Here is a 21,390-nt window from a genome sequence, read left to right on the forward strand (position 1 = left end):
GGTGACAACACCTGAAAAGGGACGCCGCGACCACAACACCAGTCAAGCTCGCTGAATCCTGCATCTTCAGGTTATTTGGGTATATAAACCTGATAGAATCTCATCGTCTTTCATTTGGGTTCGCGTCAACAAGCTCCGGAATTATTTAATAATCAATTTTTTCCGTACTGAATTTCTGTATTGGGCGCGACCATCCTACTCCGGAAGGATTCATGATCTATAAATTGTTCGAACGCGTTACGCTAGCCTTTCCACCAGAGCAACCGGAACAGCCACCTAATGGCCTGCTTGCATTTTGTCGCCACTACACCAAAGGTTTTGAACGACCGCTGATTACCATGGCGGTGCTCACGGCATTTATCGCCATTGCGGAAGTATCACTGTTTGGCTTTATGGGACAACTGGTTGACTGGCTGACTAATCAAGATAAAACCACCTTTCTCGCTGACGAGGGAAATACTCTGATTGGGATAGGGCTGCTTATCCTGATTGGTATGCCGATACTGGTCGCTGTGCATTCTTTGGTTTTGCACCAGTCGCTACTCGGTAACTACCCGATGTCCATTCGCTGGATGGCACACCGTTACCTGCTGAAGCAGAGCATCGGCTTCTATCAGAATGACTTCGCAGGTCGTATTGCAACCAAAGTCATGCAGACTGCGCTGTCTATTCGCGAAACCGTGATGAAGCTGCTGGATGTGGCGGTATATATTGCCGTCTACTTTATCTCGATGCTGTTTATCGTCGGTCAGGCAGATATTCGCCTCATGCTCCCGATGTTGGTTTGGCTGATAGCCTACATTGGCATCCAGATATACTTTGTCCCTAAGTTGAAAGCAGTTTCCACCGAGCAGGCGGATGCCCGTTCATTGATGACGGGCCGCATTGTCGACAGCTACACCAACATCGCCACTGTAAAGCTCTTCTCACACACCGATAGAGAAACCCAATACGCCGAAGAAGGCATGGGCGTATTTATGGATACGGTTTACCGCCAAATGCGTCTCGCAACCGGCTTCAATATCTCAGTAGAGGTCGCGAATTACGCCCTGCTGTTTTCTATCAGTGCGATGTCCATCTGGCTCTGGTTAGACTCCGCCATCACTGTTGGGGCGATAGCTATTGCAGTCAGCCTTGCACTGCGTATCAACAGCATGTCGAAATGGATCATGTGGGAAATCGGCTCGCTGTTTGAAAACATCGGTACCGTCGTCGATGGAATGACGACGCTTTCCAAACCAGTCGAAGTGCTGGATAAGTCAAACGCACCTGTATTGGAAGTTCCTCAAGGTGCCATAAACTTCACCGATGTTCGCTTCCACTATGGTGAAGGCAAAGGCGTGATAGAAAAACTGAACCTCAACATCAAACCGGGCGAAAAAGTCGGTCTGGTTGGTCGTTCGGGTGCGGGTAAATCAACCTTAGTTAACCTTCTTATGCGTTTTCACGATGTGGAAGGTGGTGAGATCCGTATCGACGGTCAGAACATTTCAGCCGTGACACAGGATTCACTGCGCGCCAATATCGGCATGGTGACGCAAGACACTTCCCTGCTGCACCGCTCTATCCGTGAAAACATCCTTTACGGCGACCCGGATGCCAGTGAAGAAGCCATGCTAGCCGCAGCCAAGAAAGCTCAGGCTCACGACTTTATTGAAACACTGAGCGACCCGCATGGAAACCGAGGTTACGATTCGCAGGTAGGTGAACGCGGCGTGAAGCTGTCTGGGGGTCAACGCCAACGTGTGGCAATTTCCCGTGTATTGCTAAAAGATGCGCCAATTCTCATCCTCGACGAAGCAACGTCTGCACTGGATTCAGAGGTAGAATCAGCGATTCAGGAAAGTCTCTATCAGTTGATGGAAGGTAAAACGGTGATTGCTATTGCTCACCGGCTCTCAACCATTGCCGCGATGGACAGGCTGATCGTTCTCGATCAGGGCGAAATCGTCGAGCAAGGCACCCATCAAGAACTGATTTCCAGCGGCGGCATTTATGCCCAACTCTGGCAGCATCAAACTGGCGGTTTTATCGGTGACTAATCCCATCGAGGCTTTCAGGATATGAAAGGACGCTTCGGCGTTCTTTTTTGTCTCAGTTGTCTTTCAAAATCGCAAAGTTAGGAAAGCTCTCCTACCCTTGTATTGAATCATTGTAGGGGATGATATTTATGTTCAACGTGAAAACCACCATAAAAACAACTCTTCTGGCCACCACAGTTTTCGGCCTCACCGCTTGTTCTGATTACGACCCAGTCGCAGAGAGTGACTGCGGTAAAGTTGTTAGCCATGCTCAGAAAATTCTTGGTGCATTAGCACCTTCAGCGGGTGAATTAATGAGCCAGTGCAAAGCAGCTTCCGACAGTGAACGCGGCTGCGTGATGGCTTCCACCAAAAAAGGCCAGCTTGCACAATGCCTATGATCGAATAAATTGTCGTATACTGGCGCCCGTTTTTTAACGGGAGCCATGTATGCAACGTTCCACCCTTATCGGCCTGAAAGTCGGCCTGCTCGCCCTTCTTCTTTTTATCGGTATGCTTGGTATGAGCACCAATTCGCCCGCAACGGAGTGGCTCAAAGAAGCATTTCTGGGCATTAGCTTTGCGTTTGCATTTGGCTTAGGCGCACCGGAAGTATTGGCTTACTTACTGGCGACCATCGTGTTTATTGCAGTTTTCTGCGTGGGGTATTTCGTAGGGAAGAAAGCTTCTGGCAAATTGGATAGTTAAAGCAGACCACAACCCTGACTCAACCAAAGATTTTTGTAACAGCCCGTAAGCCCAAAAGTGGCTAAACTCGCCGTCATTAATCGCGATTTTCGGCCATTGCAGCCGACTTTCCGAGAGCCTGGAAATTCCGCAGGCCGAGTGTCTCACTAAGTTTGCAGGGCATAATCAAACTATTCACTAGACTATTTCCACATCGCGGAAATATACTGCGCTTCCTGTTATTACTGTAGGAATACTTTGTGGACCCCAACTCTAGTCGATTGTGTCAAACCTTACTGGCTTCTCGTCACCAAGGGAGGACGCAACAATGATTGAGACCCTTCTTACCCTTCTGTTCGGCATTCTATTTATTTTGGCTATTATCGCAGCAAACGGCTACTTCGTTGCCCAAGAGTTTGCGTACATGGCCGTGGACAGAGCAAGACTCGCAACGCTGGCAGCCACTGGTGATGAAGCCGCAAAACGCGCGCTCAAAGTCACCAAACGTACCAGCTTTATGCTTTCCGGAGCCCAACTTGGCATTACGGTAACCGGCTTGGTGCTGGGTTTCGTTGCAGAACCCCTTGTTGGCCAGTCGCTGGGCGTATTGTTGCAAGGCTTTGGGTTATCGCTAGAGGCGGGTATCGCTCTAGGTACCGTCATCACCCTGGGTGTCGCTATGGTCGTTCAAATGATCATGGGCGAGCTGTACCCGAAAAACCTCGCGATTGCGAATGCAGAGCCAATGGCTCGCATGATGTCCCGCTCAACACTGATTTACATGTCTGTGTTTGGCTTTTTCATCAGCTTCTTCGACAAATCAGCAAACCTGCTGCTTCGCGCGGTTCGCATTGAACCAGTACACGATCTTGACGTGAGTGCTTCAGAAGAAGACTTGCACCACATCATCGCTAACTCTCGTGAAACGGGTGATATCCCTGTCGAACTGTCACTGATGATGGACCGTATTCTGGATTTCCCAGAGCGCGACGTAGAACACGCGATGGTGCCTCGTTCTCAGGTGGACTGGGTTGAGCCAGAAACCACATTGACTGAGTTGGTGTCACTGATGGCACAAGCACATACCCGTTACCCAGTGGTTAACGACGATGATGCGCCTGTGGGTGTGGTTCATTTGCCTGACGTACTGGCCCGTATAGATGCTGGCCATGCTGACGACACTGTAGAATCAGTGATGCGCCCTGCTACCGTGCTGCCAACGCTAATGAGTCTGCCAGACGCTCTGGATCAGCTAGAGAAATCGACCAACCATCTGGCGTGTGTCATTGACGAGTACGGCGGTTTTGCTGGCGTGCTGACGATTGAAGACCTTGCAATGGAAATCGTGGGTGAAATCACCGACGAACACGACGCTGACGCGGCGGATGCCGTTGTGCCGCAGAGCGACAATGTATGGTTGATGGAAGGTGATGTCCACATCGACGAAGTAGAGCGTGCGATTGGCTTCGACCTGCCTAAAGACGATGTAGAAACCATCGCTGGCATGTTGATTGCTGAGCGCGGCGCACTTCCGGCTGAAGGTGAGACAGTCGTTATCGAACTGCCAGTCGACCCATCCGAATTTGCTTCTGGCGAGCTGTTCAAGCGCCATCTTGAAGTTGAAGTGTTGCGTATTGAGCGACACGTTCCAACAGAGGTGCGCGTCAAGCTTGTAGAGAATCCCATTGAGGAGGGTGAAGAATAATGACCGATCCGTTGATTGTCACTTTGGTGACCACTGCCCTAATCGTATTGAGTGGCTTCTTCGTTATCATCGAATTTGCATTGATGGGTGCACGTCGCCACCGCCTGGAAGAAATGGCTGTGGAAAGTGCGTCTGCACGCGCTGCGTTGCGCGGCATGAATGACCTGACACTGATGCTAGCCGGTGCCCAGTTGGGCATTACCTTCTGTACCTTTGCGTTGGGTGCAGTCACTAAGCCAGCGGTAGACCATTGGATTGGACCCGTGTTTGCCTCTATGGGCATGCCGGAATGGGCGGTAGATGGTGCGTCGTTCGGTTTTGCGCTGTTCGTCGTGACTTTCCTTCACCTTGTCGTGGGCGAAATGGCACCGAAGTCCTGGTCGATTGCACACCCTGAAAAATCAGCACTGGCGATTGGCCTTGTGGCACGGGCTTACGTGTGGCCGCTGCGTCCGTTGCTGAACTGGATTAACCGCATTGCGAACCGTCTGGTGAAAGCATCTGGCGTTGAACCAGTTGAAAGCGCTGCTGTCGGTGGGCAGGACATTGATACCATTCGTCAGCTCGTCGAACACTCAGGTAAAGTGGGTACACTGCAACCGAGTATTCAGAAGCAGCTTTCCGGTCTGATTGACCTTAGTTCAATCCCGGTTGAAACGCTGGTCACCGAAGGTCAGGTGATGGCGCATGTTGACAAACGCGCAACCGTTGCGGAAGTGCGCAAGGTGTCGATGGAATCTGGACACATGCGTATTCTGGTATTCGGCAACCGTGGCCTGAAACCGCTAGTGGTTCATGTACGTGATACCCTGCTGGAACCTGCTGACCGACCTGCACGTGAAATCGCACGTAAAGCGCATGTGCTTGATGCTAACACACCGGTATACGAAGCGCTGGCGCGTATGCGAGAAGCAAGTGTGCAGATTGCTGTGGTGGGCAAAGGCGACAAGATGATTGGTGTCGTCACGCTGGCAGATATCCTGAAGCGTGTACTGCCAACATCAGCAGCGAGCTAATCGTCCCGCAGTTATCTCAATAAAAAACGCCACCCTTTCAGGTGGCGTTTTCGTTTTTATCAAACCTTGAATCACAAGCGTTTACATGAAATCTGATAGTCAGCTTATGCCGCACTCAATACCTTCTGCTGATGGGTAAGGTACTCTTCGTATGTGCCTTGGAAGTAATCCAGCTTCTTGTCTTTGATTTCGATAACCGCCGTCGCCAGTGATGACACGAACTCACGGTCGTGACTCACGAAAATCAAGGTACCCGGATACACTTTCAGCGCGCTGTTCAGTGCTTCAATCGCTTCCATATCCATGTGGTTGGTTGGCTCATCCATCACCAGCACGTTGATGTCTTGCATCATCAGCTTGCCGAAGATCAGGCGGTTCTTCTCACCACCCGAACAGTTTCTAGCTTTCTTGTTCACGTCATCTTCGGTAAACAGCAGACGCCCCAGAATCGCACGCACAATCAGGTCATTGTGCTTCGCAGTGCGCCACTGCGAAATCCACTCAAAGATAGTCATATCGTTGTCGAAGTCAGCAGTACAATCCTGCGGGCAGTAACCGACAGACGCATTCTCCGCCCACTTCACCACACCTTGGGTTTGCTCAAGCTCGTTCACCAAACAGCGCAGCAATGTGGTTTTACCCACACCATTCTCACCGATAACGGCAAGGCGCGAGCCTGCTTCCAACAGCAGATTGCCATTTTCAAACAGCATCTCACCATCGTAGCCATGACCCACTTCTTGCAACTCAAGTGCCTGACGGTGCAGTTTCTTACCTTCACCAAAATCAATAGACGGACTTATACGGCTAGAGGTTTTCACCTCATCCAGCTTGATTTTGTCCATACGTTTTGCGCGCGAACTCGCCAGCTTTGCTTTAGAGGCGTTGGCACCGAAGCGGTTCACGAACTCTTGCAGCTCGTTAATCTCAGCGGCTTTCTTGGCGTTACTCGCCAGCAATTGCTCGCGTTGCAAACCTGACGCTTCCAGGAAGTAATCATAGTTACCCGGGTAGATACGCAGCTCACCGTAATCAATGTCTGCCATGTGGGTACAGACGGTGTTAAGGAAGTGCCGGTCGTGCGAGATGATAATCATGGTACACTTACGCTGGCTCAACTCTTCCGCCAACCAACCAATGGTGTGAATATCTAGGTTGTTCGTCGGTTCGTCCAGCAGCAGAATATCTGGGTTTGCAAACAGCGCCTGCGCCAACAGCACACGCAGTTTCCAGCCCGGCGCAACTTGCTGCATCAAGCCAAAGTGCAGGTGCTCTTCAATACCTGCTTTGATCAGGATATCGCCCGCGCGGCTTTCTGCGGTGTAGCCATCCATTTCCGCGAACTCGACTTCAAGTTCAGCGACTTTCATGCCGTCTTCTTCGCTCATTTCCGGCAAAGAGTAAATGCGGTCACGCTCTTGTTTTACTTCCCAAAGCTTCTTGTCACCCATGATGACCACATCAATCACGTTGAAGTTTTCAAACGCAAACTGATCCTGACTCAACACACCCAACTTCAATCCCGGCGCGATCGACACGTTGCCTGAGCTAGGTGCCAGTGCACCGCTCAAGATCTTCATAAAGGTCGATTTACCACAGCCATTCGCGCCAATCAGGCCATAACGGTTACCGTTACCGAACTTTGCTGAGATGTTTTCAAACAACGGCTCCACGCCAAATTGCATGGTGATGTTAGCGGTTGAAATCAATGAAGTATTCCTAGGTGAATGATGGGAAGTGTTCAGAGCGCCACTTTATCTGGCACGAACAAACAGTCGGCGAATTATACAGACTAAATTGGGATTGAACAGATGGGAGCAGGCTAGCGCTGGAAATGCAATGATTTTAACGCTATCTGTAGAAGGTGCCAGAACAGATCAGCCTGACACAATGATGAACAATTTCGACTTAGCTTTTGTGCGCTCCATCGTCCAATTCAGACTTAGCTCTATTTACGCAAAGTGACGCACTCACTTTGTTGTTTTAGCGCATTGGCGATTGAGCCCACAAAAAGAAACCGACCCATTGGGATAGATACGGACGCTCCCGATTCACGGATTTCACCCTCTCGGTTTGGTGCAACACCGTGTTTGGGCGCGTCCATTATTAATGCTGGTATAGGCTAGTAGATGTACACCGCGCCGGAATCAAACCCTGTTTGATCAGCACTGTTCTGCTCACCGTTGACACCTGTGGCCTTTGAATCTTCCCCAGTAGATCCCACCGCCAGAACCTTCCCATCATTTGAAAGCGATACTGACGCGCCAAAATAGTCCGCATATTGTGTATTCGTAGCCTTGATATAATGCAACTGCTCCCAAGCACTATCGGCAAAGCGAAAAATATACGCAGCGCCAGCAGTACCTGAATTGTCTTTGCTCTCATCACCATTCATGCCTTTGGCATCTGATTCTTCTTCGTAAGCACCAACCGCCAGGATGTTGCCATCCCCTGACACAGATACCGAGTAGCCAAACAGGTCACCTGATTCGGTATTCGAAGCCTTGATTTTGATTTCCTCTGTCCAAGCATTTTCGGTAAAGCGAAATACATATGCAGTTTCGTTTTTTTTCGTCCCGACCACAAGGGTATTCCCATCGTTGGATAGGGATAACGTATCGCCAAAATGGTGAAGATACCCACTATCCGAGGCTTTGACATAAGCTTCCTGACTCCATTCGGTATCGTCAAAGCGGAATACATAAACAGCACCGTAATCTTGATTTTCGTTGCTGTCTTGGTTCTGTTCACTGTGTATGCCTTTGGAAGATGAATCTTCTCTATAAGCCCCTACTGCCAGGGTTTTCCCATCCCCTGACAGAGACAAAGTGTTACCAAAGTTGTCATTTTTACCTGGATTCGAGGCCTTAATAAAGTCATGCTGCTCCCAATCAGTACCATTGAAGCGGAATACATACGCAGCCCCTGAACCAGACAAACTGCCACTACTATTTGGGGTTCCATTTGAAGATTCTCCTTCTGCCCCCACCGCGAGGGTGTCACCATCAGCTGAAAGGGATACTGAGATGCCAAATCTTAGGTATGCATGAAGGTCCATGGGCTTGATAAAAGCCTGCTCGGTCCATTCATCGTTCTTAAAGCGGAACACATATGCAGCACCCGAATCGTTTGTACAACAAGTTTCTGGTTGATTGATGCCTGTGGAGGTTGAATCTTGATACCGAGCTCCCACCACAAGAGTGTTCCCATCAGCTGAAAGGGATAGTGACTCGCCAAATCGGTCTTTATACCCGGAATTCGAGCCCTTGATATAAGCCTCCTGCGTCCATTTATTATTGTCAAAACGGAACACATACACAGCGCCAGAATCGAAGCCCCATGAATCGTTTTGTTGGTCACTATTGATGCCTTTGGCCTGTGAATCTTCTCCAGAAGCCCCCACCGCGAGAGTTTTCCCATCCGCTGAAAGGGACACATTAGAGAATCTGTCATACGTCCCAGGATTCGAGGCTTTGATATACGTTATGAAAGTGTTCAGATCATCGGAAGATAAGGTTTCGTCATTAGACGCTGTTGAGCCTGTGCTGTTAGTGGCTAATACAAAAAAGTCAGCCAAATGATTTATTATTGGCCCGCCCAAATTCAGCTTGAAGTGAAGCATATCGGTCGTCGTGCCCAGCACTTCACAATGGTTGAGGAATGTTACATCTTTTCTACACAAGGTATAACCCGTCGCATCCGTGGAGCTACTCCAATTGAAGCTCACTGGATAATAATCATTTGAGAGCGCCCCGACAGTCGGGCTCGCCAAATTCAATGGTCCCGGTAAAGGGATGCTGGGTGGGCTGGGGGAGGTCTCTGTATCGTTAACCTCCCCTGGAAAAGGGCTTGGCGAGGGCGAACCAGTACTCCCCCCTTGTACAGAAGTGTCTGCCGTTTTAGCGTCCTCCTCTCCACCACATGCAGTGAGTCCGAGCGACAATACTGGCAACACCCAGATCGCTTTCTTAAATAAATACATCACATATCCTCAAAAAATAGCATCCGGTGGCTGTGAAGCGCGTTAAGCCGAATAAGCACACCCTCAAATCTGGTTCGCATGAAAACTTCGTATCGAAAAATAAGCTAGAAGAGATTGAGGGGAATTCAATGGTGAGAATATTGATTCACAAATAAGACTGAGACATTATAAAAATCAGATTAATTGTTAAAGCAGACAGTTACCGAGAGAAACCTGGGGAAATAAAGAAAAAAATTTCACATATGAGACATACTCCTCCTTTAAACAATGCGGCCCACTTCAACATAATTCTTTTTGTTTTTCCTTTTATCAGAGCCATCACGGACTAAGTAACACTGACCTACTTAATGGGGCAGAACCACACTGCATAACCCCAAACCAAAAACGCCACCTCTCGGTGGCGTTACACTTCAATCAACCCGTCAAAGCTTTGGCAATGTCGCCCAAATAGCGGCAAGCATATCGCTGCCGAGAGCAGCACTGCGATCTGGTGACCACCCGTAAATTTCGTCTGGCTGGTCGTTGTGGTCTTTGAATGGCATTTCAACGGTGTAAGACAAACACTTAAACTGCTCTGCCACCCAGTTAGAGCCCACTGTCAGGTTAGCTGTACCGGGTGCACTTTTCGGGTAGCCGTGCTCGTCTTGAAACTCTGGGGTGATGGTCAGCAGCGCTTGCTTGAAGTGAGCTTCCATCGCGGCGAAATCTTCATCGTAGGAAGGAATGCCCTCACTTCCTGCCACAAAGTTGTACGGAATAGCTTCGTCGCCGTGGATATCCAGGAACATATCTACGCCCGTTTCCAGCATACGTTCTCGCACGTAGAAAACCTCTGGGCTGCGCTCTAGGGTCGGCGTTTGCCATTCGCGGTTAAGGTTTGCGCCGACCGCATTGTGACGAAGGTGACCACGGATACTGCCGTCTGGGTTCATGTTTGGCACAACACGGATAACTGCATTATCAATTAGCGCTTTGCCGATGGTGTCGGTTTCATCCAGTAGGCGCATCAACAGGCCTTCAATAAACCACTCTGCCATGGTTTCACCCGGGTGTTGGCGGCCAATCACCCAAATATTCTTTTTACCTTCGGCTGGTTCGCCAATGGTCAGCAGGCTGATGTCGTTGCCATCAATGGTTGCACCCAGTGTTTCCAATTTGCAGGCATAATGGGTATGCGCTTCGTGCAGCAAATCTTGATGACGCTCGTAAGAGTAAGGCGCGAAATAGGCAAAATACATGGAGCTTGCTTCCGGTATCACCGAGAAACGCAGGTTTTCGCCATCAAACTCTGAAGGAATACGGAACCACTCGTTACGGTCGTAAGACGCGACTACATCGTAATCCTGCCAACCTTCTGGGTAAGCGGATTTAGCAAGGTTTAGCAGCGTGAACTGGTGCAGTTCCTGCGAATCACTTTCCAAACGGAAGTGGAACCATTGCGCGGTTTCTGTGTTGTTGTCGGCTGGGATTGAAAGCTGGATATTGGCTGGTGAGTCAGCGGAAACCACCTGAATGTTGCCGCTGTCAAAGTTGCTGAAGATTTTCATTATTGATCGTCTTTCTTATCGGAATTTGTGAAGTACTTTAGCATAAACAGTTTTTCGTTAAAGCGATAAAAGACGTATTGAATCGTTAAATCTCACAGCCTAAGCCTTTTATCAAAAGGCTATATAAACTTTAAAAATAAAATAATTTAAAATGGCCACAGCTCCACGCGATGTGGCCACACTAACACTAAAATTTAAAAGTATTTTACCGAAACGTTTTGACTATGGCGGACTTCAGAATATTCGGGAATGAGGAATCTCATACGAAAACCATTAATACTTGGGGAGCTATTATGATAATAAATCGCAATGTGAGTCAATATAGGAGCATAGGTAAACTCTTTGTTTTTATTAGCAAATGACACAACAGATTTCTCAATATAGTTTTTGCCCGGATTGGTACCAGACTTAACATCAAACCCATCACCTTTCAATCGCAAAAACTGTATACCAGACTCTCCTACCAGATAATTTTCTTTAACGATTATCTTTTGTAACCAATGCTTTTTTGGTGAAAAACTATACCACGATGACTCGTTACCACCGCGATTGTAGAGAAAGGTATCTGTCCCTCCTCCAATACTACTGTTGTATGCGGTTCCGTTAAAACCGGTAACAAAATCTCTACTTACTACGGAAAGATCAAACATACTGCCACTAATCTCTTCATTTGGTTGTTTAGTAACTTCACCAATACCAATCTCTACTGTCTTTAGTTTATACGGGCCCCATCGCTCCCATTCTTCTTTTACTTTTTTGTCGACTGTTCCAGAAATAGACGGAAGTGAAAAAGTCAGGGTTATTAAAGTAAAAATTGATAGTAAGTTTCTTAGCTTCATGCTTAATCCTCAGTGTTTTCAATATTTGTAGGATAAAGATGTCGTTAGAAAATAATTATGTAAAGAATGATAAAAGTGCCACTTAGAATTTAAAACCTCCCGGATTTTCATGTCACTTTTTATCGATATAATGGTAAACAAATAACATCAGATCACATTGTTTCGTGTCGATACATAGTGAAAATAAAGAGGAAAAAACCAACAAATCCCACTTAGGGAATGAACATTGTTTTTGCTGTTAGAAAATATCACTCAAACTTAAACCACGCGGTTTCAATCTATATTCATACTTTAATGGTATCTAACCTCTCTCAGTGTCTTCTATGGGCACTCCCTCTCCACAAAGCGAACGGAAATTTTCAAGTAAAGGTTGGGTTGGTGACATGGCTTGGTTGCCAGAAGTCGCCCTCGCTTGCCCTTACCTGTTAAGCTCTCGGTAGAATTGATTGCAAATTTTTTGACCATTGCCTCTTTTTTGAACCTGCATTACACTCGCGTTCCTTTTTCGTTTGTTGTTTATTTTTTGCCTGTCGCTTCGCATCACCATGCACACCAAAAACCAAAACCTGCTGCCTTGGCTCAGAGTGTTTCTGATCGCCCTGAGCGCCTTTATTTTCAATACCACCGAATTTGTCCCTGTCGGCATGTTGGCGAACCTTGGCGAAAGCTTTGGTATGCGCCCAGCGGAAGTCGGCCCAATGCTGACGATTTACGCCTGGATTGTGGCGCTGGCTTCTTTGCCAGTGATGCTACTGCTTGCCAATTTTGAGCGTCGCCGCTTAATGCTTGGCGTATTCGCATTGTTTGTTGTAAGTCATGTCATTTCTGCCATGGCAACCAGTTATAACATGCTGCTGGTTTCCCGTGTTGGTATCGCATTTGCGCACTCGGTGTTCTGGTCGATTAGTGTTGCGATGGCTGTAAGAATGGCTCCGAAAGGCAAAAGCGCGGTGGCAATCAGTCTGCTTGGAACCGGTACAGTGTTAGCCATGGTGATGGGGGTGCCATTGGGTCGCGTTGTTGGCGAATGGTTCGGCTGGCGCACGACTTTCGGTGGCATTGGCGTAATTTCCGGCGTGCTGATGTTGGCACTTTGGCGCTGGCTGCCTGAGCTGCCGGTTTCCAACTCCGGCAACCTATCCAGCCTGCCCGAGATTGCGCGTAATAAGCCGCTGCTGAGCCTGTATCTATTGACGGCGATTATCGTCACTGCTCATTTTACGGCTTACACCTATCTTGAACCGCTGATTCAGCAGGTTTGGAGTTTGAGTGCGGATGTCACCACCTGGGCGCTGATGACTTACGGCGCAGCGGGTATTGTTGGCAGCTTGTTGTTCAGTCGCCTTCAGCCTCGCCATCCAAACACCCTGCTGATTCTGAGCTTTGGCTTGCTGGCGTTGTGCCTTTCTATGCTCTCGAGATCCGGCGTAGGCATATTCCAGCTTTTCCCGGGCGTGGCTCTTTGGGGCGCAGTGATGATGACAGTCGCCCTCGCCTTACAAACACGCGCGCTGGAATACGGCTCGAAAGCGACCGATATCACCATGGCTATCTACTCCGGCATTTTCAATGTAGGAATTGGCGGCGGCGCGCTGCTGGGTAGTCAGGTTGTGCTTCACTATGGCGCGGCGAAAAACGGCCTTGTTGCCCTTGCCGTGATAAGCTTTGGTCTGCTGCCACTTTGGTATCTGGTACGGAAGAAAAGAACGGACGATATGGAGCCGGAGTTGGTTCAGGTACCATCTTAATAGCCAGAATTAAAAGCCGCTGACTGAAATCAGCGGCTTCTCATTTGTTTCCACTAAAACGATAAAACATTTCATTTCCCTACTTCGAAATCCGGTGATATCTTCCGTCGCCGACAAAAATTCAGTCGCGCTAACAGACACTTTAGAACGAGAAATAGTATGCAAAACGCTATTCGATTACGCGCCCTTGAGCAAACCGATCTTCGCTTTATCCACCAGCTAAACAACAACCGCTCAATCATGTCATATTGGTTCGAAGAACCTTATGAGTCTTACTATGAGCTGGAAGATCTGTTCAGAAAGCACATTCATGACAGCACCGAGCGTCGTTTTATCGCAGAGAACGAACAGAAGCAGGCGGTTGGCCTTGTTGAGTTGGTGGAAATCAACTCGATCCACCGCAATGCAGAGTTCCAGATTATCATCGCGCCGGATTTCCAAGGTTGCGGCTATGCCAAGACACTCATCAACAAAGCGTTGAATTACGCCTTTACGATTCTGAACCTGCACAAGGTCTACCTGAACGTGGCAGTGAATAACGAAAAGGCGATTCACTTGTACAATAAGTGTGGCTTCGTTGAGGAAGGCCATCTCGTGAAGGAAATCTTCGTGAATGGTGAATACTGCGACATTAAGCGCATGTACATTCTTCAGGATGATTACTTGGCAAAACGTAGTGCTTAACCGTATTTAGATTGCTAAAGAATAAAAAAAACGAGGGCAAATGCCCTCGTTTATCTTTGTGCACTTTTAAGCCATTAGCGTTCTTTCTCGTATGGTCGCCCAATCGCTTTCGGAGCAACGGCTTTGCCGATAAAGCCAGCAAGCAGTACCACGGTCAGTACATACGGCAATGCCGAGAATACCTGAGTTGGCAACACCCCAATCAACGGGATTTCTACGCCTTGCATACGTGTTTCAAGCGCAGACAGGAAACCGAACAACAAGCACGCTAAAAACGCGTTGCGCGGCTGCCATTTACCGAAGATAACCGCTGCCAGTGCAATGTAGCCCTGACCTGCTGTCATCTCCTTACCAAACGCCGCATTCTGTGCAGTGGAAAGGTAAGCACCCGCTAAGCCACACAATAACCCCGCTATCAGAACCGCGCGATAACGCAACCAAACGACCGATATACCTGCGGTATCAATCGCGTTTGGTTCTTCACCTACTGCACGTAAGCGCAAGCCAAAACGGGTTCTAAACAGCACCCACCATGTCGCAATCACCGCAATAAAGGCCAGATAAACCAGAACGTTGTGGCCAGAAACCACATCTCTATAAAGTGGCCCCAATACAGGAATAGTATCTCCTAACCATTCTGCACCCGGCAGTTCAGTGGGTAGGAAGCGTTGGTCATTATGAAGCGTTGGCGTTTGACCACCGCGTTCAAACCAGGCGTGCCCGAGCGTTATCGTCATCCCTGACGCGAAGAAGTTCACCGCCAGGCCTGAGATAATCTGATCGCCCTTTTGAGTGATCGACGCATAGCCATGGATCAGCGCCAACATCATGGAACCCGCAATGGCAGCCATCAAGCCTAACCAAGGGTTGCCCGTAACATAAGAAACCGCCGCCGCAGTGAAGGCAGAGAACAACATCTTACCTTCAAGGCCAATATCAACCACGCCTGCGCGTTCTGAGAAAATCCCGGCCATTGCAGCAAAAATCAGCGGAACCGCGAGACGAAGCGTTGAGTCAGCAGAGGAGAGAATCCAGTTAAACCATTCCATGTTACGCCCCCTCTGTTTGCGCGCTACGGCGCATAAAGAAGCCTTCAACCGGCTTACGAATCAGCCTGTCTAATGCACCCGTAAAGAAGATAACCAGACCTTGAATAACCATGATGAGTTCTGGGTTCAGACTCGGCATTTCAAACTGCAGTTCAGTACCACCTTGGTAAAGCGCACCAAACAGCAAGGCTGCGATAATGATACCAAAAGGATGATTTCGCCCCATCAGTGCTACGGCGATACCAATAAAGCCGAAACCACCAGTGAAGTTCAGGATCAGGCGGTTTTGTGCTCCGTACACTTCATTCACTGCCATCAAGCCCGCTAATGCACCAGAAATCGTCATCGCGATAATGATGATTTTCTTGGCGTCGATACCTGCATATTCAGCGGCTGTCGCGCTTTGCCCAACCACACGAATGGCATAGCCGAGGCGTGTTCTGAACATCAGCACCCACACCAAGTAGGCAACCAGCAGGGCGAGAAGGATGGAAGGGTTGAGCAGAGAGAATGGAAGCTCGAGACCATAGCTTGCGCCAAGCTCATAAAGTTTCGGGAAAACCGCTTCAGGGTTGAAATAGCGTGAATCAGTCGAGTTGCCGCCGTATTTGGCGATATGTTCAACCAATGCGTAACCCATCACTGAGAAGGCAATAAAGTTGAACATGATGGTGGTAACAACAATGTGCGAACCACGTTTCGCCTGCAGATAACCCGGTACTGCGCCCCAGATTGCGCCGAAAGCCGCTGCTACCAATATAGCCAACGGTGCCATCAGCCACATATTGAGCACGTCATCGAGAAGCAGCATCAAAATGCCGATACCGAGTCCTGCAATGTAAGCCTGCCCTTCACCGCCGATATTGAACAAACCCGCATGGAAAGCGACTGCAACTGCCAGACCAGTGAACACAAAGTTTGTCGCGTAATACAAAGTATTGTTCAGTCCGCCAAATTCCAGATTGGTTGCACCCTGAATCATCACGCTGAATGCCGCTGTTGGGCTCTCACCCACGAGCAACACCACCAAGCTGGAGATGACCAGCGCCACGGAGAGTTGAATGAAGGGAACCAGAAAGGTTTTCACCCACATTGGGGCGCTTTGTTGAGGTACATTCATGCTGCGCCCTCCTCTTCTGCGGCGTTCGCCATCAAGATACCGAGTTGGCGCTCGTCCATGTCTTTGGCAATCACATCACCGGTGATTTCACCGTCCACTAGCACAATGATGCGATCGGACAGCGACATAATTTCTTCCAGTTCTGTCGAAACCAGCAAAATCGCCGCACCTGCGTCACGGGCGGTGATCAGGTTGCGGTGAATAAATTCAATGGCACCGATATCAACACCACGGGTTGGCTGGCCAACGAGCAGTACATCAGGATGACGAAGCATTTCTCGTGCAATGATAAGCTTTTGTTGGTTGCCACCGGAGAAGTTAGCAGATTTCAGATGAGGGTCAGTCGGACGGACATCGTATTGCTCCATCATCTCTCGGGTCGCGGCCTCTATGGCAGCAGGATCGAGCAACGTCTTTCCATAAGCTTCATCGTTCTGGAAGCCTAAAATGGCACTTTCTGATGCAGGCATGGCTTTCACCAAACCTTGTTTAATGCGGTCTTCTGGGATATGTCCTACACCTAAATCTCGCATTAACCCTGCGTCGCGCTTGTCTTTTTTGGCAAACCTGCGTCTTCCTTGTGAGGTGCTCAAAGTAAACTCCCCATTTTGCGGAGTGAGCACACCGGAAAGTACAGAAAGTAGCTCAGATTGGCCGTTACCGGATACACCCGCTACGCCGAGAATTTCGCCTGCGCGCAGCGAGAAGCTCAGATCTTTAAGACGCTTCACGCCTCGGCTATCAAACCAGGACACATTGCTCACGTTCAGGCGCTCATCGCCTGACATCGCATCTGTTTTGTCCACACGAAGAAGAACTTTGCGACCCACCATCAACTCGGCCAGCTCATCCACATTGGTTTCTGCTGTATTTCTGTGAGCCACCATCGCACCCTGACGCATTACAGAGACCGTGTCTGTGATTGCCATGATTTCTTTGAGCTTGTGGGTGATCAGAATGATAGTGACACCCTGTGATTTTAGAGTGTTGAGAATATCGAAGAACTGCTCAATTTCCTGCGGCGTCAGTACGCCTGTCGGCTCATCCAGAATAAGAATGCGCGCGCCACGATAAAGTGATTTAAGAATTTCGACGCGTTGTTGAATACCGACCGGAAGCTCGCCGACAATGGCATCAAGATCCACGGTCAGGCCATATTCGTCTTCAATTTTCTCCAGTGCACCACGCACGTTGCGGGAGGCTACATTAAGTAGGCTATGTCCTTCCGCGCCAAGCATGATGTTTTCAAGAACAGAGAAGGTTTCTACCAACATAAAGTGTTGATGAACCATACCGATGCCGTGGGAGATAGCATCTTGAGAGTCTTTGATTTTGACCGTTTCACCATCCACTTCGATGGTGCCTGAATCAGCCTGATAAAATCCGTAGAGAATCGACATCAATGTCGATTTACCTGCACCGTTTTCCCCGACAATACCGTGTATGGTTCCTGGCATCACCGTAAGATCGATGTCTTTGTTTGCATGAACTGCGCCGAATCGTTTGTTGATCCCTCGCAGTTGAATGGCGGGTTGTGTCATGCCAGCTCCTTGGCATCAATTTAAGAACGACTTAAGCGATTATCCCCGTAAGAGCAATAAGTTAGGTTGCAAGGCGAATCGCTATCTCTTGATGCAAATCGCCCCCGGAAGATCAGATCCACCGGGGGCGACAATCACGAATTAGTATTCGCAGGAATCCGTGCTGAAGTAATCGTGAACCACGATTTTACCCGCAATGATGTCATCACGGATTTGCTTCACACGCGCTTCCATTTCTGGGGTAACCAGATCTCGGTTGTGCTCGTCCAGCGCCCAGTCAACACCGCCTTCTTTCAGACCCAGCGCCTGAAGACCCGGAGTGAACTCGCCATTTTTCGCATCATTAAATGCGTCCTGAACCGCGACATCTACACGCTTAACCATGGAAGTCAGCATAACACCTGGGTGCAGGTAGTTTTGGTTTGAATCGACACCGATGGCATACTTGCTGCCGTCAACAGCTGCTTGGTAAACACCCACTCCAGTGCCGCCCGCTGCTGCGTAAACCACATCTACGCCTTTATCAAACTGTGATTTCGCCAGCTCTGCACCTTTGGTTGGGTTATTCCATGCAGCCGGGGTTGAACCCGTCATGTTCTGGATAACTTCCGCACCATCAGCCTGGAACTTCGCGCCTTGCTCGTAGCCACACGCAAACTTACGGATAAGAGGGATGTCCATGCCACCAACGAAACCGACTTTGTCGCTTTCACTTTTCATCACGGCTAGTGCACCAACCAGGAACGAACCTTCGTGTTCTTTGAACACCACAGAACGTACGTTTGGCAGATCGACCACTGCATCAATGATAACGAATTCAGTTTTAGGGAATTGCTTCGCCACTTTCTCTACGATAGGCGCTTGCTGGAACCCTACTGCAACGATTGGGCTGAAACCGCGCTGAGCCATGCGCAGCATCGCTTGCTCACGCTGTGCCTCGTTGGTGATTTCAAACTCACCGTAGCTGATACCTGTATCAGTCTTAAACGCTTCTGCGCCAGTATAAGCAGCCTGGTTGAATGATTTGTCGAACTTACCACCCATATCGAAAATGACAGAAGGCTTGAACTGAGCTGCTGACGCCGATGCAGACATTAGACCCAGAGTAACTGCTGCAGCCAGTGAGGTGATCGTTTTCATCCTTGATACTCCATCTATTGAGGAAATCCGTTGTTTGATAAATTTATACGCTAGGGGCTGTTGACCTTTGGTGGTTAAATTTTGTTCTCGCTATAAGCGTTTTAGGCGCGGCGAGGTGTGTGCCGCCTAGTCATTCTAAGCAAATACACCTCAACAAAGCGTAAAACGCTTAGGGCAGAACCCTTCGGGCAGCGTTTGTGGGGAATTTCTGCTGCGTTATCGTCTTCTCATGTAGGCTAGCTACACATCGAAGCCTCTGCCTTGCATAAAATCCCCACAAACTGCTGCAAAAATCATCACCAAAGGTCAACAGCCCCTAGCCACATGAAGACTCAGAGCTTCATATGATTTGGATATATGTATTCATAGGACAAATTAACATTTCATCCACAAAGCACGGACAAATATCGTTCCGCATGCGGTGAAATCTTGAACGCTTTCACACACCGCGCGCATTTACGTGCGCTGACTCTCGTTTTCACAGGGGGCTTCTATGGTGGCTCTTACAGTATTACATCAACAAACACCAAACGGTGATCAGAAGACCGACCCGGCACTGGCTTTCCACTCTCGTTGTATATGAATGGAGCTAAAGCATCATCTACTTTGGGCCAGAACACACCAGAATTGATCGGTTTAAGATGGTGAGATGGCAGCACATAGTCCAACCTTAAGCCTCGGTTATGGGTCGCACGGCCTTTTCCTCTCATCCGCGAATCTGATACAGACCTTGTCGCCCCTTCACTTTGTGGCTGAACATCATGAAGAATGAGATCAGAAAGCAAAGTGCGGATCATCGCTTTGTCCCCATCTCCGTTGACAGGATCCGCATTCAGATCACCCATAATGACAAACGCTTCGCTGCTATCAAGTCCACCTCGCTTTCCGCTGTCGTCAACAAGAAAAGGGGCGTTGGTCACAATGTCATGCAGTAGCCTCAGCTCATCAGCGTTTCTTCTTAAGTTACGCTTTTCTGGGCCATCGAAAACCGGAGGTGTAGGGTGACATGCTACCAAGTGAATACGCTTATCTCCGACAATCACTGGCAGTGCGATGTGGTTTTTGGATGAGAGACGGATGGATTCCAATCCCTTATTCAAAAAATACGATTCTGGCATCTGGCTGCCAGGATAATCCTGCCAAGTGGTTTTTTGCCAATGGCGGCAGTTTTCGATATCGAGGGGGTATTTGCTGAGAATGGCAAAGCCATATTGGCCGTGATGCCTACCGAAACCATGTGCCCTTTCTGGCGACACCGAGATCTCCTCTCCTTCAACAACAGACAACCCCGTGTTAGTGGCAGGAAGGTAAGAGTAAGGGAAGTGAATCGCTAGTTGCCCAAACTGAGACTTCTCGAGGTATTCATTCTGGAAAAACGCCAGCATGCCATCATCGCCGCCATTTCCAGGGTGATCGAATTCGCACAAAAGCAAAACGTCAGGCTGACTGTGTTGGATCACAGCGGCAATATTGGCGAAACGACGATGCGTTCCTTCCTCCAGTTGACTGAAGAGTTCGCCAGATTTGTCTGCCGACATTGCCACATTGAAAGTGGCAAACCTCAGCGTTTTGGGTGCAGACGCCATTTGCTCAGACATGATGATACTACTTGCTCTGTTTCAGTCCACAAATAGTAACCCTCTGAGCAACTTAAGAGCAACGTTCCTTACCAAGCGTCATAGAAAGTGCCTCTCGAATATACTTTGCATCTGCTTCTGCGCGGTGTGGAGCAGGCCCAAGAGATTCCAGTGCGGCAAGAAAATCTTGCCTGCTAACACCATCATGATTGAGAAGCCAATGGCCAACTTCCGTCAGGGTAAAAGTTGGTCGCATATGTGCTGCTTTATATAAACGACCCAACCAGAACAAATCCCACTGGCTATCACACAAAACATCGCTGTAATAGCAGAGCGCCCCATTGAGATGCTTACACACATCGATGACAGAAAGCCCGTCTTTTTTCAACGCGAAACGACTCAGACCATGAATTTCTGTTTCAGCAAAATCATCCCAATGCTGCCAGTTCTCGGGAGAGGTATCTGGGTTTATTAGTAAGCTGATACTGTTACCGTCTGGCAAACTGTAACCAACTTCAATGGGATATGAAGCTTCCGTGAGTCCAGACGCTTCAAAATCGAGGGTAACCCACATATTATCGCTCCATGATAATGTAGTGCTCATGAATGGTTGGCGGAAATACATGTCAGGCGTGGGCAATTGCAACAGGCACATCCACTTTGCCCTGCAATATCATCCCGTTATCACATCTGTTGTATTCTGCATTGATTGTATACCTCAGACAGGAAACCTG

General features: G+C 48.8%; 18 protein-coding genes. 7 read left to right on the plus strand and 11 right to left on the minus strand.

What is annotated here, in order from left to right:
* Nucleotides 1-212: 212 nt before the first annotated feature.
* The 5 genes from VP504_RS04110 to VP504_RS04130 all read left to right on the plus strand — a co-directional run bounded on the left by VP504_RS04110 (nucleotide 213) and on the right by VP504_RS04130 (nucleotide 5,429).
* Nucleotides 213-2,042 carry an ABC transporter ATP-binding protein gene (locus tag VP504_RS04110; protein WP_325893074.1) on the plus strand — a complete coding sequence of 610 codons (1,830 nt, stop codon included), beginning with the start codon at nucleotides 213-215 and terminating at the stop codon, nucleotides 2,040-2,042.
* 128 nt (nucleotides 2,043-2,170) lie between these two features.
* The gene (locus VP504_RS04115; RefSeq protein WP_325893075.1) at nucleotides 2,171-2,422 is read left to right on the plus strand and encodes a hypothetical protein; all 252 of its coding nucleotides are present in this window, start codon (nucleotides 2,171-2,173) and stop codon (nucleotides 2,420-2,422) included.
* A 49-nt stretch (nucleotides 2,423-2,471) separates the two neighbouring features.
* Nucleotides 2,472-2,729, plus strand: coding sequence for a hypothetical protein (locus tag VP504_RS04120; RefSeq protein ID WP_062713922.1), 258 nt, complete (start codon nucleotides 2,472-2,474; stop codon nucleotides 2,727-2,729).
* Nucleotides 2,730-3,036: 307 nt separating this feature from the next.
* The gene (locus VP504_RS04125) at nucleotides 3,037-4,413 is read left to right on the plus strand and encodes a hemolysin family protein (RefSeq protein WP_325893076.1); all 1,377 of its coding nucleotides are present in this window, start codon (nucleotides 3,037-3,039) and stop codon (nucleotides 4,411-4,413) included.
* Nucleotides 4,413-5,429 carry a hemolysin family protein gene (locus VP504_RS04130; RefSeq protein WP_325893077.1) on the plus strand — a complete coding sequence of 339 codons (1,017 nt, stop codon included), beginning with the start codon at nucleotides 4,413-4,415 and terminating at the stop codon, nucleotides 5,427-5,429. The genes VP504_RS04125 and VP504_RS04130 overlap by 1 nt, the downstream gene beginning before the upstream one ends.
* A gap of 104 nt (nucleotides 5,430-5,533) precedes the next feature.
* Here the strand turns inward: VP504_RS04130 and VP504_RS04135 are convergent, their stop codons facing one another.
* From VP504_RS04135 to VP504_RS04155, 5 genes are all read right to left on the minus strand, one after another.
* Entirely contained in the window at nucleotides 5,534-7,138 is a 1,605-nt protein-coding gene (locus VP504_RS04135) for an ABC-F family ATPase (RefSeq protein WP_442788890.1), read from the minus strand.
* A gap of 239 nt (nucleotides 7,139-7,377) precedes the next feature.
* On the minus strand, nucleotides 7,378-7,533 hold the full coding sequence (locus VP504_RS04140; RefSeq protein ID WP_325893078.1) for a hypothetical protein: 156 nt from the start codon (nucleotides 7,531-7,533) through the stop codon (nucleotides 7,378-7,380).
* An 18-nt stretch (nucleotides 7,534-7,551) separates the two neighbouring features.
* Nucleotides 7,552-9,411 (minus strand): hypothetical protein, encoded by a 1,860-nt coding sequence (locus VP504_RS04145; protein WP_325893079.1) that lies wholly within the window; start codon nucleotides 9,409-9,411, stop codon nucleotides 7,552-7,554.
* Between the two features lie 422 nt (nucleotides 9,412-9,833).
* On the minus strand, nucleotides 9,834-10,958 hold the full coding sequence (locus tag VP504_RS04150) for a M14 family metallopeptidase (RefSeq protein ID WP_325893080.1): 1,125 nt from the start codon (nucleotides 10,956-10,958) through the stop codon (nucleotides 9,834-9,836).
* Nucleotides 10,959-11,152: 194 nt separating this feature from the next.
* A complete protein-coding gene (locus tag VP504_RS04155) occupies nucleotides 11,153-11,797 on the minus strand; it encodes a hypothetical protein (protein WP_325893081.1) in 645 nt (214 codons plus the stop codon).
* Between the two features lie 545 nt (nucleotides 11,798-12,342).
* Between VP504_RS04155 and VP504_RS04160 the strand changes: the two genes are divergently transcribed.
* Nucleotides 12,343-13,545 carry a sugar transporter gene (locus VP504_RS04160; protein WP_325893082.1) on the plus strand — a complete coding sequence of 401 codons (1,203 nt, stop codon included), beginning with the start codon at nucleotides 12,343-12,345 and terminating at the stop codon, nucleotides 13,543-13,545.
* Between the two features lie 159 nt (nucleotides 13,546-13,704).
* Nucleotides 13,705-14,229 carry a spermidine N1-acetyltransferase gene (gene speG, locus VP504_RS04165; RefSeq protein WP_062714767.1) on the plus strand — a complete coding sequence of 175 codons (525 nt, stop codon included), beginning with the start codon at nucleotides 13,705-13,707 and terminating at the stop codon, nucleotides 14,227-14,229.
* A gap of 74 nt (nucleotides 14,230-14,303) precedes the next feature.
* Here speG and VP504_RS04170 read toward each other — a convergent pair whose 3' ends face one another.
* The 6 genes from VP504_RS04170 to VP504_RS04195 all read right to left on the minus strand — a co-directional run bounded on the left by VP504_RS04170 (nucleotide 14,304) and on the right by VP504_RS04195 (nucleotide 21,230).
* Nucleotides 14,304-15,278: an ABC transporter permease gene (locus VP504_RS04170; protein WP_325893083.1), complete on the minus strand. Its 975-nt coding sequence runs from the start codon at nucleotides 15,276-15,278 to the stop codon at nucleotides 14,304-14,306.
* A gap of 1 nt (nucleotide 15,279) precedes the next feature.
* Nucleotides 15,280-16,398, minus strand: a complete 1,119-nt coding sequence (locus VP504_RS04175; protein WP_325893084.1) for an ABC transporter permease — start codon at nucleotides 16,396-16,398, stop codon at nucleotides 15,280-15,282.
* Nucleotides 16,395-17,939, minus strand: coding sequence for an ABC transporter ATP-binding protein (locus VP504_RS04180; RefSeq protein WP_325893085.1), 1,545 nt, complete (start codon nucleotides 17,937-17,939; stop codon nucleotides 16,395-16,397). The genes VP504_RS04175 and VP504_RS04180 overlap by 4 nt, the downstream gene beginning before the upstream one ends.
* A gap of 141 nt (nucleotides 17,940-18,080) precedes the next feature.
* A complete protein-coding gene (locus tag VP504_RS04185) occupies nucleotides 18,081-19,079 on the minus strand; it encodes a BMP family lipoprotein (RefSeq protein ID WP_062714776.1) in 999 nt (332 codons plus the stop codon).
* Nucleotides 19,080-19,582: 503 nt separating this feature from the next.
* Nucleotides 19,583-20,677 carry an endonuclease/exonuclease/phosphatase family protein gene (locus VP504_RS04190; RefSeq protein WP_325893086.1) on the minus strand — a complete coding sequence of 365 codons (1,095 nt, stop codon included), beginning with the start codon at nucleotides 20,675-20,677 and terminating at the stop codon, nucleotides 19,583-19,585.
* Nucleotides 20,678-20,729: 52 nt separating this feature from the next.
* The gene (locus VP504_RS04195; RefSeq protein ID WP_325893087.1) at nucleotides 20,730-21,230 is read right to left on the minus strand and encodes a hypothetical protein; all 501 of its coding nucleotides are present in this window, start codon (nucleotides 21,228-21,230) and stop codon (nucleotides 20,730-20,732) included.
* Nucleotides 21,231-21,390 lie beyond the last annotated feature (160 nt).

Origin of the sequence: Grimontia sp. NTOU-MAR1 (assembly GCF_035758505.1) — a bacterium.
Classification (GTDB): Bacteria; Pseudomonadota; Gammaproteobacteria; order Enterobacterales; family Vibrionaceae; genus Enterovibrio; species Enterovibrio marinus.